Origin of the sequence: Pararhodobacter sp. SW119 (assembly GCF_017811755.1) — a bacterium.
GTDB lineage: Bacteria > Pseudomonadota > Alphaproteobacteria > Rhodobacterales > Rhodobacteraceae > Pararhodobacter.
Window position 1 is genome coordinate 80074 of record NZ_JADDJF010000009.1, and the last position, 16756, is coordinate 96829.

The window sequence follows — 16756 nt, forward strand, 5'->3', positions numbered from 1 at the left end:
GGCCGACTTCGGTCGGATTGACCATGAAAATCTCTAGCCCCGTCGACCATGCTGGACTACTCTGTCACAAACAACCGCGCAGAAGGGGGAATAGCATGCGTTTGATAAGTGCGGCGGTCGCGGGGATGGTGCTTTCGCTTGCTGCATGTATCGATGTCGACATGGAGACCGCCGTTCTGGGCGCGGATCAGGCGCGAGTGACGGGCCACATGCAGGTTCAGCGTCAGATGTACGAGATGATGGGGTCGTCGGGCGATTTCTGCTCGGCCGAAGACGGGGGCGTGATCGAACTGACCGACACTCATGCCCGCTGCGTCGTCCAGCAGACCGGCACCTTCGCCGAGATATTCGAAAGCGGTAACGGTGAAGGGCCGACACCCGAAGCTATCGATCTCGGTGACGGCACCGTTCGCGTCGTCTTCCCGCTGGGAGAAATGTCGGGTGAATTGGATGAGGTCGCGCAAGATCCGAACATGATCGCGATGTTCCGTCCAATGATGGAAGGGCACAGCATCGTGTTGCGTATCTCGGGCGCCGAGATTGTCTCGTCCAATGGTATCGTGTCCTCCGACCGAACCAGCGCGATGATGAAATTCGCACTGACCGAGTTGATCGATCAGCCAGACGCGATCCCGGCGACCTTCGAAGCGGTGGTACGCTACTGAAGCCGCAGAAGCAGGTGACTGGGCTTTCTTACGTACCTTTCAGGACGATTTTCAGGCCGGCGACAACGAAGATTACCCGATTTGCGCGGGCAGCGAACCTCTGGTTCAGGCGCCCTGCCTCATCCCGAAAGCGACGCGCAAGCGCGTTGTCCGGGACGATGCTCAGCCCGACCTCGTTGGCGACCGCCACGACAGGTGCGCGCCTGGCCTCCAGCGCCGCTTCCAGCAAAGCGATCGCGTTCTTCAGATCACTTCCCGCCAGCAGATGATTGCTCAGCCAGAGCGTCAGGCAGTCGATCAGCACGGGTGCCTGATCGGGGATCCGATTCAACGCTGCGGCCAAGTCGCGCGGCGCCTCGACCGTAACCCACCATGCCCCGGAGCGCTGTGCAAGATGATGCGCGATGCGCTCCGCCATCTCTGCGTCGCACGCCTCGGCAGTAGCCAGGTAATATGGGCTGTGAGTTTGGTTCTCAGCCAGGATCAGGCCTTCTGCAATCGCGCTTTTCCCCGAGCGCGCACCGCCGAGGACCAATGTGAATTCGGTCATGGTTCCACCTTCGCGTCAAAGACACGCCAGGAGCCGAAGGCAATTTTCGCATCCCAGCCGACGCTGCCTTCGTACCGTGCGATGGCAGCCTTGATGACGCCGGCGTGAGTGACCAGAAGGGCCGGTACCGCGCCCTGCCCTGCGTCAGTCAACGCAGCACAGGTACGCGCTGAAAGCTCCGCAACCGTTTCGCCGCCATGGGGACGCGCATTCAGCAGATCGCCAGCCCAGGCGTCCAGTTCATCGCGCGGCAACGTTGACCAGGGTCGTCGCTCCCACTTGCCGAAGTCCATCTCGATCAGCCTTTCGTCGACGGTCAGTGGCACAGCGCGCGTTGAAGCCAGAACCCGAGCGAGGCGCAGGCACCGAGTCAGTGGCGACGAAAGCACACGCCGGAAAGCAGGTAGATCGCGCGCGATCCGGTTGACTTGATCTTCAAAATCTTCTCCCAACGCCAACTCGGAACGCCCGTAGCACAAGCCCTCGGACCCTTCAGGTCGGGTATGGCGCAACAGGATCAGAGCCATGCCAGTAGCCCCAGCCAGAAACCAAGGAGTCCCACCTGCTGACAGGCACCCAAGACATCCCCGGTGATTCCACCCCAACGCCGCAGCGCAAGCCACCAGATGCCGCTCGCGCCAAGGGCAAGTCCTGCCAAGCCAGTCACTAGCGCAGCGCCGTGAATCCAACCCGAAAGTGCCAATGCCACCGCGACGGCACCCAGTAGCGCGATCCAGCCGTTCGGCATCAAGGGCCCCGTCATACCTGTTCCAGCGCCTTGCGCCCTTAGATAGGGACCGCGAATCAGGACCAAGGTCATTGCCCCACGGCTTAGCGCCTGACCTGAAACCAGGGCGCCCGGCGCCGCAGGGCCCAGTTCAGCAAGCGCCAACAAACTGGCACCAAGCGTCAGCCCCAGAGCTAGCGCTCCGAAGCTGCCGATCCGCGGATCGCGCATGATTTCCAGTGACTTCTCGGATCCGGCGCTCGACCCGAGCGCGTCGCAGGTATCAGCGAGTCCATCCTCATGCAAAGCGCCGGTCAAGATGATCCCGGCGACCAACGCGGACAGCGCCGCAAGATGAACGCCCCACGACGAAACTGTGGCCAAATAAATCCCAGCCTGTGCCGCGCCGACCAAAAGTCCGACTGTCGCAAACCAACCGGGTGCTGCCGCAAAATCGGCTGCGTTCAGCCGGCCTGCCGGCAACCGGGTCAGGAAGTTCAAGGCCGCGCGCGCGCCCCGCATCAGCTTGATCCGTCGCTCACACCGGCTTCAGCGAAGCTGGCCATGTCGGTCATGATTTGCGCCGCCGCCTGAACCAGGGGCCAGGCCAGCAGCGCCCCTGTGCCCTCGCCCAATCGCATTTCCAGCTCCAGAAGCGGCCGCGCTTTCAGCCAATCCAAGAGCACTCCATGACCCGCCTCAGCCGAGCGGTGAGCGAAGACGAGGGCCTCCCGGATTTCTGTGGTCAGTGCCAGTGCCAACATTGCCGCGGCCGTTGCAATAAAGCCATCGACCAATACCAACCGCCTCGTTTTCGCCGCTTCACACATCGCGCCCGCCATCATGACGATTTCGAATCCACCATACTCGGCCATGGCACGATCCGCCGTAAGTTGCCCGGGCGTCCTCGCGCAGGCACGCTCCAATACGGCAAGCTTGCGTTTCAGCCCGGCGTCATCCAGTCCAGTGCCGCGACCGACCAGGCGCTCCAGAGGCAACCCCGTCAGCTTGTGCGCCAACACCGCAGCGCTGGCTGTGTTTCCGATACCCATCTCTCCAAACGCGAGCGCGTCTCCAGGGCAATTGCGCGCTATCGTCGCGCCCGCGACCAGCGCGCGAGAGACCTGCGCATCAGTCATCGCCGCCTCATCGAGGAAACTCGAGGTTCCCGGGCCCATTCGCCGGTCAAGAAGAAGTGGGTGTGATATGGGCGGTCCGACAACGCCAGCGTCGACCACTAGTAATTCAACCCCAACTACTCGCGCGAATACATTCGCCGCCGCGCCACCCGCCAGAAAATTCTGTACCATCTGCGCGGTGACTGCTTGCGGAAACGCAGAAATGCCAGCAGAGGCGATTCCGTGGTCTGCGGCAAAGATCGTGAGCGTACAACATTTCATCCGCGGCGAGGGGGTGCGTTGCACGGCGGCAATCTGCGCGGCAAGCGCTTCAATACGTCCCAGCGATCCTAGCGGTTTGGTTCGCGAATCGATTGTTTGCCTGATCAGATCTTCGAGGCTGGCGGCGCTCTGCATCGCGTTGTTCCTTCTCGCTACCGGGATCTAGGCAGCGCGCGAGACCGACGCAACGGTACACCTACAGATTGGCTGGATCAGTCTGCTCGATCCGTGCCGACGACCTTAAGTCGTCGCGCGTCGGGAGGATACTCGGCGAGCAGGTCGCTGATCGCCGACGTGAGTTGTTCCAACGAGAAAGGCTTGCCCAGAAAGACGGAACGCGGCGTGCGCGCCAAGCCGGCACTCACCGTATCTTCGGTATACCCCGAGATAAAGACCACGGGGACGCCGGGGCGCGACTTGATCGCACGCGCCACCCAGCCCGGCCCGTCGAGCCCGGGCATGATCACGTCGGTAACGAAGATGTCGACACGCAAATCGGAATCGGCCAGAAACTCCAGCGCCTGCTCTCCGCTATCAGCCTCGATCACCTGGTAGCCCTGGATCCTGAGCGCCCGGGCCGCAAAAGCGCGCACCGGCGCCTCGTCTTCGACCAGCAGAATTATGGCGTTGACCCGTGATGGCTCCGCCTTGCCTTCGGGTTCGGTCTGCGCGTTCGCTCTTTTCGGCTTGGGCGCTTTTTCGGTTTTCTGCGCGCCTGAGTTCTGCGCCATCCCTGAATCTGGTTCATCCGCAGCAGATTCAGAAGCGGCGACGAATACGGTGTCGCGGCGCGACGCTGCTACGTCAGCGGTTCGGGTCGCTGCCTCCATCGAAAAGTAGAGTGAAAAGGTGGTACCCGCTCCTTCGATTGAGTCAGCGAAGATGTATCCGCCCATCTGTTTCACGATCCCGTAGGCTGTGGACAGGCCCAAGCCCGTACCTTCGCCCGTACGCTTGGTGGTAAAGAAGGGTTCGAACACCTTCTCGATCATGTCGACAGGGATTCCTACACCTTCGTCGATGACGCGAATAACGGCGTATTCGCCGGCGGGCAGCCGGACACGGCCGAGTTCGGTTTCTGTCTTGAACCTGGCGCCGCGCGTCTCGATGCGGATCTCTCCGCCCATTGGCATTGCGTCGCGGGCATTCACGACAAGGTTCATGATCACCTGTTCAAGTTGCCGCCGATCAGCGCGAATCGTACCCAGCGACGCGTCATGGTCCAACGTCAGCGTAATCCGTTCGCCGACCAGCCGTGTCAGAAGGTGGGTCAGTTCCTCCAGCAGGCTTTCGAGGGACAGAAGTTCGGGCTTGAGCGTTTGCTTGCGTGAGAAGGCCAGAAGCTGCCGCACAAGAGATGCGGCGCGGTTGGTATTCTGCTGAATCTGCGTGAGGTCGGAAAAATCGGGATCGAAATGGTCACGATTGAGCAACAACAGATCGCAATGGCCCGAAATTGCGGTCAAAAGATTGTTGAAGTCATGCGCGACGCCGCCAGCGAGCTGTCCGATCGCCTGCATCTTCTGGCTTTGCACGAAACGCGCTTCGAGTGATTTCATCTCGGTCGCGTCCGTCAGCACTGCGACAAGACGCTGCTCGGAACCCGGTCCGGTGGCGCGCCGCAGCGTAATCTGCACGAAGGTTTCCTGCGCGGGCAATGTGGCGCTCAGTACCTCTGGGCGGTTGAGCGCGCGACCCGTACGTGCGTCCTCGAACCAGTCGGTAACTGGACGGCCAAGCCCCTCGACCACCTCCCAGAAGAAAGGCGCCTCGCCCGGCGCAAGACCGAGGAGCGCGCGCGCCTGACGGTTGGTCGCCTCGATCCGACCGTCAGGCGCAAGTTGCATCAGTGCTACCGGCAGATCATCAAAATCCGGGCGTGTATTTGGTACATTCGCCTGAGCACTCAGCCAGAGAGGCAGGAACACGACGTCAAGCTGGCCGTCGTGACCTGAGACAGCGAAGGCAAGGCAGGTGACACTTTCGCCCGAGACTGGCAAGCACACAGTACGACAGCTGCCTGCGGCAATCCCTGCAATGCCTTCGTCCAGAAACCGCTGTACGGGTTCCGGCGCGGGAACTCCGGCACTGGGCGACCAGTCCAGATAGTGCCGCATCGTACTGTTTGCGGCAACCGGCGCTCCTTCGGCGCCGAGCGTCAGAACCGGCAAACCAAGCGCATCCACGGCACGAGGACGATCCTGCGCCCCGCGAACAATGCGCCATACCAGAAGCTCGCCCTGCTCTGCCAGATCACGCGCACTGTCGAGTCGAACAACCGACAGGCGCAACGAGGCGCCCGGCCGCCCGAAGTCTCGCAGGGCATGACCTTGCAGGAGAGCATCAGCAGTCAGTAAATCGACCATCGCCTCGGGGTCTGCGGTCCATGTGGCGAGCATGGCCGCTGGAGTGCAACTCGGATAGGTCTGTGCCGCAGAATTGCACTCAAGCAAGCGACCATCCAATCCCGTGATCAGCACGGGATCTGGATCGTTTCGGGTCATTGTCGCGATCCGGTTCACAAGTCCCGCCAGATCGGCCCGTTGACGTTCGCGAGCAATGACCGCGCTCACTGCAAGAAGAATGAACGTACAGCCGACCGAAAGCAGCGCTATGACTTCGACTCCGCCACCGAACAATAACGCCGCGGCCAGCGCCAGCACTCCGAAGGAACCCAAGATCCAGCGCACCGCGGCGAGCCGAGCCAGCAACAGAAAAACCGGACGCCAAGCTGATGGCGCCGGTTGTTTCGCACTCTTCCCCTCTAGGTTTCGTGCATCTGAAATGATCGAGCTCGCGGAAGACACGCGCGCCACCTTTCGGTTCACCCTTCGGACTGACCTGGCAGATTAATGGATAATATTGGGTTAAGAAAGTCGGCGCGGATGGGGAATCGATGCGAAGCTTGGCTAGAGCTTCCGAAGTATTGAGAGAAAGAATCCGTCGCCTCCCTCGATTGGCGCCCAAACATGACGGGCGACTTCGGCCCAATCGGAGTAATCATCCAGAAAATTTGCAACGCGGACACCGTTCTCGTCATCGAACAGCGAACAAGTCACGTAAGCAAGAAGGCCGCCGGGCGTCACCAGATCGGCGCATTGGGCAAGGATTGTGTCTTGGGTTTGCTGAAGCTCGATGAGACGATCTGGCGTTAGGCGCCACTTGGCTTCGGGTGTGCGCCGCCAGCTGCCGGAGCCGGAACAGGGCGCATCTACCAGCACGCCGGACCAGTGGCCACGGGGTGATGACACCAAGCTAATGTTATCGCCCGCGCGGGCCGCGCGGGCCGGCAGGTCTTGCATTCGGCGAGGGTCAATGTCGTGCGCGCTTACCTCGAATCCAAGAGCGGCCAACGCCAGCGCCTTCCCGCCCCCACCCGCACAGTAATCGAGGATCCGCGCGCCTTCAGGAAGATGCTCGCCCAGGGTCTCGACGACCGCCTGTGACGCGGCATCCTGCAGCTCGATCGCGCCAGAGGCAAAACTGTCGCTCTGCCTCAGCCGTCGTACAGCGCCCGTCAATTCCAGTGCCTGCCGGGCAAGGGGATGCGGGCGGGCCGAAATGCCCAATCCTTCGAGATCCACCATCACCGCCGATGGGTTGGCGCGCCCTGCATGGACACGTACGAAAACCGGCGCCCGCTCGCGCATCGCGGCCAGGACGGCGTCGGCGCGGGCGCCCAAAGAAGCGTCAAAATGCGGCAGAAGCCAGTTGGGGCAATCGCCGGAGACCGCGCGCGACAAGGCGGGCGGCGATGCGGAAAGCGCAGCGGACTCCTCTGCCGACGGCGGGGCGGGGCTGTGGTTGGAACCCGTCCAGCCCTCGGGGGCCTGACCGTCCATGCGCAGCATGCCGAGCATCAGCGCGCGCCCGGTTTCTGCGGCCGCCCCCGACCACGCCAGGGACGAACGGCGCTGGCGCAAGGCGCGGAAGGCCCAGTCCCGAACGGCTTCGCGGTCGCCCGATCCGGCGTAACGCGCGCCACGTGCCCAGCGAGTGAGCGCGACTTCGGCGGGCTCGCCTGCAAGAATACGGTCCAAGATCTCGATGGCGGCGGATTGGCGGGCAGCAGGTGTCATGGCTGCCTCAGTGCGACAGGGATGCGCGCTTGGCAAGTCGCTGCCGGGTGCTTGTGCCCGATGCGTCGGTCGGGCAACGTGCGGCAGATCAGACGACCGGAGTTGCCTATGCTGCCCCTCAATCCTGCCGTTGCCGCCACGCTCGACCCGCCGGTGATGGAGGCTCGACGCTGGCTGGCGGAAACGACCCTGCCGGAGGGGCTGGCGCTCCTCAACCTCAGCCAGGCGGCACCGGTCGACCCGCCACCGGCGGCATTGCGGGCCGCGATGGCGCGCGCGGTCGAGCAGGATCCGGCCGTCCACCTTTATGGTCCTGTGCTGGGAAATGCGGACCTGCGCGCGGCGCTCGCCCACCGGACGGCGGCGATCTACGGTGGCGCGGTCGAACCCGAACAGGTCGCCATAACCTCGGGCTGCAATCAGGCGTTCTGCGCCAGCGTCGCGACCCTGGCCGGGCCGGGGGACGCCGTGATCCTGCCGATGCCGTGGTACTTCAACCATGCGATGTGGCTGAGCCTGCAGGGGATCGACTGCGTCCCACTGCCGACCGACGCAGTCCTTCTGCCCGACCCCGACCATTGCGCGACGCTGATCACGCCGCGGACGAAGGCCATCGCGCTAGTCTCGCCCAACAACCCCGGCGGCGTCGAATACCCGGCCGAGCTGATCGGGGCGTTCGCGGACCTGGCCGCGCGCCACGGGATCGCGCTGATCCTCGATGAGACCTACCGCGACTTCGATGCCAAGGACGGCCCGCCGCATGGGCTGTTCGCCGACCCGGGCTGGGCGGAGGTGCTGATCCATCTCTACTCCTTCTCGAAGGCGTACCGGCTGACGGGGCACCGGGTCGGGGCGATCATCGCCTCGGCCGCGCGGCTGGCGCAGGTGGAGAAGGTGCTGGATACGGTGACCATCTGTCCGTCGGGTCCCGGGCAGATGGGGGCGCGCTGGGGGATCGAGAACCTGGAGGACTGGCTGGCGGGCGAGCGCACCGAGGTGCTGCTGCGTCGCACGGCGATCAGGGCCGGTTTTGAGGATCTGCCGGGTTGGGAGATGTTGGGTTGCGGCGCCTACTTCGCCTATGTGCGCCACCCGTTCGACGCCCCCGCCCCCGATGTCGCCCGGCGGCTGCTGGCCGAGGCGGGGGTGCTGATGCTGCCCGGCACGATGTTCCGCCCCGCGGGCGCGACCGAGGGCGCGCGCGAATTGCGCATCGCTTTCGCGAACGCCGACGTCGGGCAGATCGCGGAACTGACCCGCCGGCTGGGGGCGCTGAAGTGAGGCAAAACGGCTTGCTTTGGCGCCGGATCGCGCCGAAATGGAGGGGCGTCCGCTAGCGGACCATCGATCTACCCATTGATATTATTATATATAAGCCGTGATGTTAATCTCATTGAAAGCTTTGGCTCCGGGTCGATGGGGGTGGCGAATCCGAAATCGCGCGCCCTGCTCCGGTCAAGCCGTTTCCGGTGCCGGTGATCGCCTGGACAGGATGGCAGCCCGACACCGGCCCCGACGCGCGCGCCGGTTGTATCGACCCGATGGCATGGACCCGGCCCGACTCGGTGATTGACGCATGACCCTGCGACAGGCGATCATCGCCCCCGGAGGCGGTTCTGCCCGCGCATCCAAAGCTGCGGGCGGCCGAAGGGAGCGTCGGTCCACCGGCGCAGCATCAGGGGGGAGGGGCCATGCGGTGCATCACGGTTCTGGGGCCGTCGCAGTCGGGCAAGTCGACACTCGTGCAGCACCTGGCCGCGCTCGACGGTGGCCGGGGAACCAGCGAGACGATGGAGCCGCTGACGATGACCACCTTCGAATACCTGGGCGAGCCGTGGTGCGCGCTGGATCTGCCCGGCGGATCGGAATACGCGGCGCTGGCACAGGGCGCGCTGATGGCCTCGGACGCGGCGGTGCTGGTGGCGCCGGCCGATCCCGAGGCGGCGATGCTGGCCGCACCCTGGCTGCGGGTGATCGAGGCGTCGGGCACGCCGTGCTTTCTCTTCGTCAACAAGATGGACGCAACGACAGCCCGGGTGCGCGACATCGTGTCCGAACTGCAGGGCTATTCCAACCACTCGATCGTGCTGCGCCAGATCCCGATCCGCGAGGGCGAGACAGTGGTGGGCGCGGTCGACCTGATTTCGGAACGCGCGTGGCGCTATCGCGACGGGCAGCAATCGGCGCTGGTGCGGATGCCGGCGGGCCCGGTGGCCGAGCGCGAGGCCGAGGCGCGCGGCGAGTTGCTGGAGCAGATGTCGGAATACGACGACGCGCTGCTGGAGGAACTGATCGAGGACCGCGAACCGGCGACCGGCGCGCTTTATGCCATCGCCCGGCGCGAGCTGAGCGAGAACGTCCTGATCCCGGCGTTCCTGGGCGCGGCAGAGCGATCGAACGGCGTGAACCGGCTGATGAAGGCGCTGCGCCACGAGGCGCCTGATGCCGGCCGACTGCGCGAACGCCTGGGCGGCGCGCGCGCGGTGGCCTTCCAGGCCGAGATCCGCAAGCATCTGGGCAAGGTCGTCGCGATCCGGGCGCTGGAGGACGGCATGGCCATCGGCCAGACGCTGGCGGGCGGTAACCTCGGCGGATTGCAAAAGCCGGGCGGTGGCGCCGGCGGGCCGATGGCCGCGGGCGAAGTGGCGCTGGCCGTGAAGTCCGACCACCTGGGGGCGGGCCTGCCGCTGCGACCCGACACCGCCCTGCCCCGGCCGGACTGGGCGGCGGGACACACGCCGATGCTGACGCGCGTTCTGATCCCCGGCAGCGAGCGCGACGAGGTGCGGCTGTCCGCGGCGCTGTCCCGGTTGGCCGAGTGCGACCCGTTCCTTCGGCACGAGACCGAGGATGAGACCGGGCAGCCGGTCCTGCGCACGCAGGGGCCGCAGCACCTGCGCCGCGTTCTGGCGGTGCTGGAGACCGGTTTCGGCCTCACGGTGACGACGCGCGAGCCGCAGGTGCCGTGGCGCGAGACGATCTCGGGGCGCGCCGAGGTGCGCTATCGTCATCGGAAACAGACCGGGGGCGCCGGGCAGTTCGCCGATGTCGCGCTGATCATCGAACCCCTGCCACGCGGCGAGGGTTTCCGCTTCAGCGAAACCGTCAAGGGCGGGGCGGTGCCGCGCAACTACATCCCCTCGGTCGCCGAAGGGGCCGAGGATGCGATGGACCGCGGGCCGCTGGGGTTTCCGGTGATCGACATTTCGGTGACGCTGACCGACGGCAAGCACCACGCCGTGGACAGTTCCGACCACGCCTTCCGCACCGCCGGGCGGATGGGCACGCGCGAGGGGCTGACGCAGGCCGGCCCGCTGCTGCTGCAGGCGATCGAACGGATCGACATCCATGTGCCCTCGGCCTGTTCGGGGGCGCTTGTATCGCTGATCTCGGGCCTCAAGGGTCAGGTGCTGGGCTTCGACCGCGACCCCGACCAACGCGGCTGGGACCTGTTCCGCGCCACCCTGCCGGCGACGGCGCGCGACGACCTGCTGGGACAACTGGCGGGGGTCACCCAGGGGACCGCCTGGCTTGAAGCCAGTTTCGACCATTTCGAGGAGGTCTACGGCCGCGAAGCCGACGCGATCAGCAAGGCGCGTCTGGCGGCGTTGGCCTGACCGCGGCAGCCGCGGCGCCGCGCCTTCTCAGGCTGACCAGCAAGGGGCAATCCGCTTGCTCCCCGGCGACGGTGCCCTTACACAGGGGTCCGAATTCGCATTGCCGGAAGGGCGCGCCGCATGGCCAAGAAGAAGAGCAGCCAGAACATCCTGGTATGGGTCCTGATGGGCCTTCTGATCCTGGGCCTTGCGGGCTTCGGGATCGACGGGTTTCTGGGCCAGCGGGTGCGCGCCATCGGCTCTGTCGGCGGGCAGGAGATCACGGTCGACCAGTACGCCCGGTCGCTGCAACAGCAGATGCGCGGGATCGAGGGGCAGACCGGCCAGGCGATGAGCTTTGCGCAGATGCAGGCCATGGGACTGGACCAGCGGGTGCGGGCGCAGTTGGTGACGCAGGCCGCGCTGGATGCCGAGGCGGAACGGATCGGGTTGTCGCTGGGCGACGAGAACGTCAGCCGCGCGCTTGCCGAGATCGGCGCGTTTCGCGGGCCGAGTGGCGAGTTCGATCGCGACAGCTACCGTTTCGCGCTGCAGAACGTCGGGATGACCCCCCGCGAATTCGAGGATGAACTGCGCCGCGAAACCGCGCGCGGCATTCTGCAGGCGGCGACCGCCGGCGCCGTCGACACCCCCGCGAACCTGCGCAGCGCGCTGCTGGATCACTACGCCACGCGCCATTCGCTGGCGATCTTCCGGCTGACCGAAGCCATGCTGGACACCCCGGTCGAAGACCCGACCGCGGCCGAGATCGAGGCGTTCTACGACGCCAATACCGAACGCTTCATGGCGCCCGAGATCCGCCATGTCACCTATGCCTGGATCACGCCGCCGACGCTGTTCGACACGATCGACGTCGAGGAGGAGGCGCTGCGCACGCTCTACGACTCGGGCCTGGCGGAGTTTGTCCAGCCCGAGCGGCGCCTGGTCGAACGCCTGGTCTATCCCGACGAGGATGCCGCCACCGACGCCTTTGCGCGGCTGCAGGAAGGTGAGGTCGAGTTCGAGGATCTCGTGGCCGAACGCGGTCTGGACCTGGACGACACCGACATGGGCGATGTCGCCCGCGCCGATCTGGGCGCCGCCGGCGACCCGGTTTTCGCCTTGACGGAACCGGGCCAGGTGACGGGGCCGCATCAGACCTCGGTGGGGCCGGCGCTGTTTCGCATGAACGCCATCCTCAGCGCGCAGGAAGTCACCTTCGAGGAGGCGCGCCCGGATCTGGAGGACGAACTGGCCGCGGACCGCGCCCGGCGCATCATCGCCGATGACTACGACATCTACGAAGATCTGCTCGCCGGCGGCGCAACGTTGGAAGACCTTTCGCAGGAGACTGCGCTGGAACTCGGCACGATCGACTGGTTCGAGGACAATTCCGAGGGGATCGCGGCCTATGCCGAATTCCGCGCCGCGGTCCGCGCGGCGGATGAGGACGACTTTCCGGCGATGGTCACGCTGTCCGATGGCGGGTTGTTCGCGTTGCGGCTGGACGGGATCACCGCCCCCGCGCCGCGCCCGCTGGCCGAAGTCCGCGACGAAGCCTTGCAGGGCGCACGCGCCGAACGCGTCGCCGCGCAATTGATGACGCAGGCGGAGGACATGCAATCCGCGCTGGCCAACCAGGGCGTCGACGCGTTCGCCGAAGCCAGCGGTCTTGAGCCTGACCGGATAGCGCAGATCACCCGGCTTGACCGTCTTCCCGACCTGCCGGACGAGTTGATCGAGACCCTCTTTGCCGCCGAACCCGGCGCCCCGGTGATCGCGGCGCAGGGCGACACCGTTCTGCTGGCGATGCTGACCGACCGGCAGCCGCCCGATCTGCAGGACCCGCAGACCGATCGTCTGATCGCCTCGATCGACAGCCAGATCGGCGCCGCGCTGGCGCAGGACGTCTTCAGCTATTTCGCGCACGCGCTGGAACGCGAGGCTGGCATCTCGCTCAACCAGGCCGCCATCGAAGCGGTGCACGCCAACTTCCGCTGACCGCAGGTCCCAGGTGTCCGACGCCCCCCTCCTGCCCGACTTCGCCACCTTCGATGCCGGCTGGCAGCGCGGAGAGAACCAGCTTGTCTGGGCGCGCTTGGCGGCGGATCTCGACACGCCCGTCTCGCTTTACCTGAAGCTTGTCGGCACGCGGCGCGACAGCTTCATGCTGGAATCGGTGACCGGCGGCGAGGTGCGCGGGCGCTATTCCGTCGTCGGCATGAAGCCCGACCTGATCTGGCAATGCCACGGCGACCGCGCCCGGATCAACCGTGACGCGCGCTTCGACGACACCGCCTGGCAGGATCAGGACGCCCCGCCGCTGGACGCGCTGCGCGCGCTGCTGGCGGAAAGCCGGATCACGATGCCCGCTGACCTTCCTCCCATCGCGGCGGGGCTCTACGGCTATCTGGGCTATGACATGATCCGGTTGGTCGAACACCTGCCGCAGGTCAATCCCGACCCGCTGGGCTTGCCCGATGCGGTGCTGATGCGCCCCTCGGTCGTCGCGGTGCTGGACGGCGTGAAGGGCGAGGTGACGGTCGTCGCGCCCGCCTGGACCGGATCGGGCCTGTCCGCGCGCGCCGCCTATGCGCAGGCGGCGGAACGGGTCATGGAAGCGGTGCGCGACCTTGAACGCGAGGCGGCAGGCGTGGGCCGCGCATTGGGTGCCACGACACAGGTAGGCGAGGCGCGGTCCAACATCGCCAAGGCCGACTACCTTGCCGCGGTGGAAAAGGCCAAGGATTACATCCGCGCCGGGGACATCTTTCAGGTCGTCCCCTCGCAACGCTGGGCGCAGGACTTTCCGCTGCCGCCCTTCGCGCTCTATCGCAGCCTGCGGCGCACTAATCCCTCGCCCTTCATGTTCTTCTTCGATCTCGGCGGCTTTCACGTCATTGGTGCCAGCCCCGAAATCCTGGTCCGCCTGCGGGGCAACGAGGTGACGATCCGCCCCATCGCCGGCACCCGTCCCCGCGGCGACACGCCCGAGGCGGATCGCGCGCTGGAGGCCGATCTGCTGGCCGACGAGAAAGAGCGCGCCGAGCACCTGATGCTTCTGGACCTAGGGCGAAACGACGTCGGCCGCGTGGCAAGGATCGGTACCGTGCGCCCGACCGAGGAATTCGTGATCGAGCGCTATAGCCACGTCATGCACATCGTCTCGAACGTGGTCGGCGAACTGGCCGAGGGCGAGGACGCGCTTTCGGCCCTGCTGGCCGGCCTGCCCGCCGGTACGGTGTCCGGTGCCCCCAAGGTCCGCGCCATGGAGATCATCGACGAACTGGAACCCGAAAAGCGCGGCGTCTACGGCGGCGGCGTCGGCTATTTTGCCGCCAATGGCGAGATGGACATGTGCATCGCGCTGCGCACGGCGGTGCTGAAGGACGAGGTGCTCTACATTCAGGCCGGGGGCGGCGTGGTCTACGATTCCGATCCCGAGGCCGAATGGCAGGAAACCGTCAACAAGGCCCGCGCCCTGCGTCGCGCCGCCGAGGATGCCGGCCGCTTCGGACGCGGGAACTAGGGTCGACCACGATCAGATTGGATCTTTGGGATTCACAGATGGGTTGATTTCTGATCGATGCTGACTGCCGGAGAGGTGGCGGCAAGTTGGCAACCCCGGTCCTTGCCGTCCCCGTACGCAACTGGCAATGTCGCGGGCGCAATCGGGGCCAATGCATGAAGATCGCGACCTTCAACATCAACGGAATCAAGGCCCGGGCATCGGTTCTGGCGCGCTGGCTCGACGAAAGCGCGCCGGACATGGCGGTGCTGCAAGAGATCAAGTCGACCGACGCGACATTCCCGCGCGAGTTGATCGAAAGCCGCGGCTATCATCTGGCTCTGCACGGCCAGAAGGGCTTCAACGGTGTCGCGATCTTGTCGAAACGGCCGCTCTCGGATGTGCGTCTGGGCCTGCCCGGCGACGACGAGGACGCACAGGCGCGCTGGATCGAAGCGCGCGACAGCGAAAGCGGCCTGCGCCTTTGCGGGCTCTATCTGCCCAATGGCAATCCCGCACCGGGGCCGAAGTTCGACTACAAGCTCGCCTGGCTGAAGCGCTTGCTGGCGCGTGCCCGCGTCCTGCTGACCGAGGAGGCGCCGCTGGTTCTGGCCGGCGACTGGAACGTGATCCCGCAACCGATCGACGCAGCCCGCCCGCAGGCCTGGCGCGATGACGCGCTCTTTCTGCCGGAAAGCCGCGCAGCCTTTCGCCGGATCGAGGCGCTGGGATTCTACGATGCGCTGCGATTGCGCCACCCCAGACCCGGTCAATACACGTTCTGGGACTATCAGGCCGGCGCACGGCATCGCAACGACGGGATTCGCATCGACCACCTGCTGCTTTCGCCGCAGGCCGCCGACCGGCTGTCCAATTCATGGATCGAAACCGAACCCCGTGACTGGGAAAAGCCCTCCGACCATACACCGGTCTGGATCACGCTCGATCTTTAGGCCGGACCGAGGGCGTCTCGTTCTGTCCCGGCGACCGCCTCATCTGCCTTGCCCCTGCAAGCATGCACCGATCACTCGGCGCGGGTCACGTCGTGGCCATGAACCCAGGCAAAACGGCCGAGTGCCAGGCCCGGCGCCACCCGCCCGGCGAGGCGCAGCAACGCATGTCCCAGCGGCGCAACCGGCGCGCGCAGGTGGTAGGCGCGGGCATTGCGGTCGGCGGCGGCAACGATTGCGCGGCACCGCGGCAGGCGGTTGCCCTCGAATCTGGCCAGGGCGGCAGCCGGGTCGTCCGGCCGGGCAGCCAGTTCGGCAGCGAGCACCCAGGCATCCTCCAGCGCCATGTTCGCCCCCTGCGCCAGGAACGGCAGCGTCGAATGCGCCGCATCGCCCAGGATCACCGCGCGACCGCGCCCGTCATGCCAGCGGCGGGCGACAGGATGCCGGAACAGCCCCCAGAGCCAGGCGTGCTCGACCTGCGAAAGCCAGTCAGGCACCGGTCCACCAAACCCGGCAAAGGCCGCGCGCAGCGCCTCGGGATCGTCGCTGTGCGTCCAGCCTTCGGCAGCCCATTGCTGCCGCTCCTCGACCGCGACGAGGTTGCGCAGCGCGCCGCCGCGCAGCGGATAGCTGACCAGGTGCCGACCCGGTCCCATGAAGACCTGCACCACACTGCGCCCGGGATCACCGGGGAAAACGGCGCGCCAGGCAACCTGACCGGTGAAAAAGGGGCGCGACGGCCCGGCAAGCGCCGCGCGCAGCACCGAGCGGACCCCATCCGCGCCGATCAGCAATCCGGCCGGCAGGCGCGCGCCGGTGTTCATAACCGCATTCGCGCGCTCGGCCAGGTCGACGGAGGAAACGCGCTGCAGCAATTGCACCCTGATCCCCGCCGTCCGCGCCGCGCCTTCCAGCCCGGCGATCAGATCGGCGCGGTGGCAGAGAAAGAAGCCTGGCTCCGGGGGCAGGTCCATGCGGGTGACCAGACGACCGCGATGATCGCGCAACTCCACCGCCTCGGCCCGGTCGCCCAGACCAGCGGGGTCGATCCCCAGAGCGGCCAGCACCCGCGCGCCGTTGGGGCTGATCTGCAACCCGGCGCCGACCTCGGCAATCTCGGCCGACTGTTCGAGCACCGCAACATCCGCCCCGTATCGCCGCAGCGCCAGCGCCGCGCCCAGACCCGCAACGCCGGCGCCGATCACGGTCGCGTCCAGCCCGGACAGGACCGCAGATATAGCGGCAGGCTCGGGGATCGGTCGCGGTTGGTTCATCCAG

At 66.1% G+C, this 16756-nt stretch carries 13 protein-coding genes; 6 read left to right on the top strand and 7 right to left on the bottom strand.

Annotated elements, in window-relative coordinates:
• The first annotated feature begins 95 nt into the window (after positions 1–95).
• Positions 96–665 carry a hypothetical protein gene (locus IM708_RS08105; protein ID WP_209425874.1) on the top strand — a complete coding sequence of 190 codons (570 nt, stop codon included), beginning with the start codon at positions 96–98 and terminating at the stop codon, positions 663–665.
• Positions 666–693: 28 nt separating this feature from the next.
• On the opposite strand, the gene cobU is transcribed toward IM708_RS08105, so the two are convergent.
• The 6 genes from cobU to IM708_RS08135 all read right to left on the bottom strand — a co-directional run bounded on the left by cobU (position 694) and on the right by IM708_RS08135 (position 7421).
• Positions 694–1215, bottom strand: coding sequence for a bifunctional adenosylcobinamide kinase/adenosylcobinamide-phosphate guanylyltransferase (cobU, locus tag IM708_RS08110; RefSeq protein WP_209425875.1), 522 nt, complete (start codon positions 1213–1215; stop codon positions 694–696).
• Positions 1212–1742 carry a histidine phosphatase family protein gene (locus IM708_RS08115; RefSeq protein WP_209425876.1) on the bottom strand — a complete coding sequence of 177 codons (531 nt, stop codon included), beginning with the start codon at positions 1740–1742 and terminating at the stop codon, positions 1212–1214. Before IM708_RS08115 ends, cobU begins: the two co-directional genes overlap by 4 nt.
• Positions 1733–2464 (bottom strand): adenosylcobinamide-GDP ribazoletransferase, encoded by a 732-nt coding sequence (locus tag IM708_RS08120; RefSeq protein WP_209425878.1) that lies wholly within the window; start codon positions 2462–2464, stop codon positions 1733–1735. Before IM708_RS08120 ends, IM708_RS08115 begins: the two co-directional genes overlap by 10 nt.
• Positions 2464–3477 carry a nicotinate-nucleotide--dimethylbenzimidazole phosphoribosyltransferase gene (gene cobT, locus IM708_RS08125; RefSeq protein ID WP_209425880.1) on the bottom strand — a complete coding sequence of 338 codons (1014 nt, stop codon included), beginning with the start codon at positions 3475–3477 and terminating at the stop codon, positions 2464–2466. The genes IM708_RS08120 and cobT overlap by 1 nt, the downstream gene beginning before the upstream one ends.
• Before the next feature lie 77 nt (positions 3478–3554).
• Positions 3555–6053, bottom strand: coding sequence for an ATP-binding protein (locus IM708_RS08130; protein ID WP_245243068.1), 2499 nt, complete (start codon positions 6051–6053; stop codon positions 3555–3557).
• Positions 6054–6251: 198 nt separating this feature from the next.
• A complete protein-coding gene (locus tag IM708_RS08135; RefSeq protein WP_209425882.1) occupies positions 6252–7421 on the bottom strand; it encodes an RsmB/NOP family class I SAM-dependent RNA methyltransferase in 1170 nt (389 codons plus the stop codon).
• 108 nt (positions 7422–7529) lie between these two features.
• On the opposite strand from IM708_RS08135, the gene IM708_RS08140 reads away from it, so the two are divergent.
• From IM708_RS08140 to xth, 5 genes are all read left to right on the top strand, one after another.
• Entirely contained in the window at positions 7530–8702 is a 1173-nt protein-coding gene (locus IM708_RS08140) for an aminotransferase (RefSeq protein ID WP_209425884.1), read from the top strand.
• A 410-nt stretch (positions 8703–9112) separates the two neighbouring features.
• Positions 9113–11038 (top strand): elongation factor G, encoded by a 1926-nt coding sequence (locus IM708_RS08145; RefSeq protein WP_209425885.1) that lies wholly within the window; start codon positions 9113–9115, stop codon positions 11036–11038.
• Between the two features lie 120 nt (positions 11039–11158).
• On the top strand, positions 11159–13018 hold the full coding sequence (locus tag IM708_RS08150) for a SurA N-terminal domain-containing protein (protein ID WP_209425886.1): 1860 nt from the start codon (positions 11159–11161) through the stop codon (positions 13016–13018).
• 13 nt (positions 13019–13031) lie between these two features.
• On the top strand, positions 13032–14546 hold the full coding sequence (trpE, locus tag IM708_RS08155; RefSeq protein ID WP_209425887.1) for an anthranilate synthase component I: 1515 nt from the start codon (positions 13032–13034) through the stop codon (positions 14544–14546).
• Between the two features lie 155 nt (positions 14547–14701).
• Positions 14702–15478 (top strand): exodeoxyribonuclease III, encoded by a 777-nt coding sequence (xth, locus tag IM708_RS08160; protein ID WP_209425888.1) that lies wholly within the window; start codon positions 14702–14704, stop codon positions 15476–15478.
• A 71-nt stretch (positions 15479–15549) separates the two neighbouring features.
• Here the strand turns inward: xth and IM708_RS08165 are convergent, their stop codons facing one another.
• Positions 15550–16752, bottom strand: coding sequence for an FAD-dependent monooxygenase (locus tag IM708_RS08165; RefSeq protein WP_209425889.1), 1203 nt, complete (start codon positions 16750–16752; stop codon positions 15550–15552).
• Between the last annotated feature and the right edge of the window lie 4 nt (positions 16753–16756).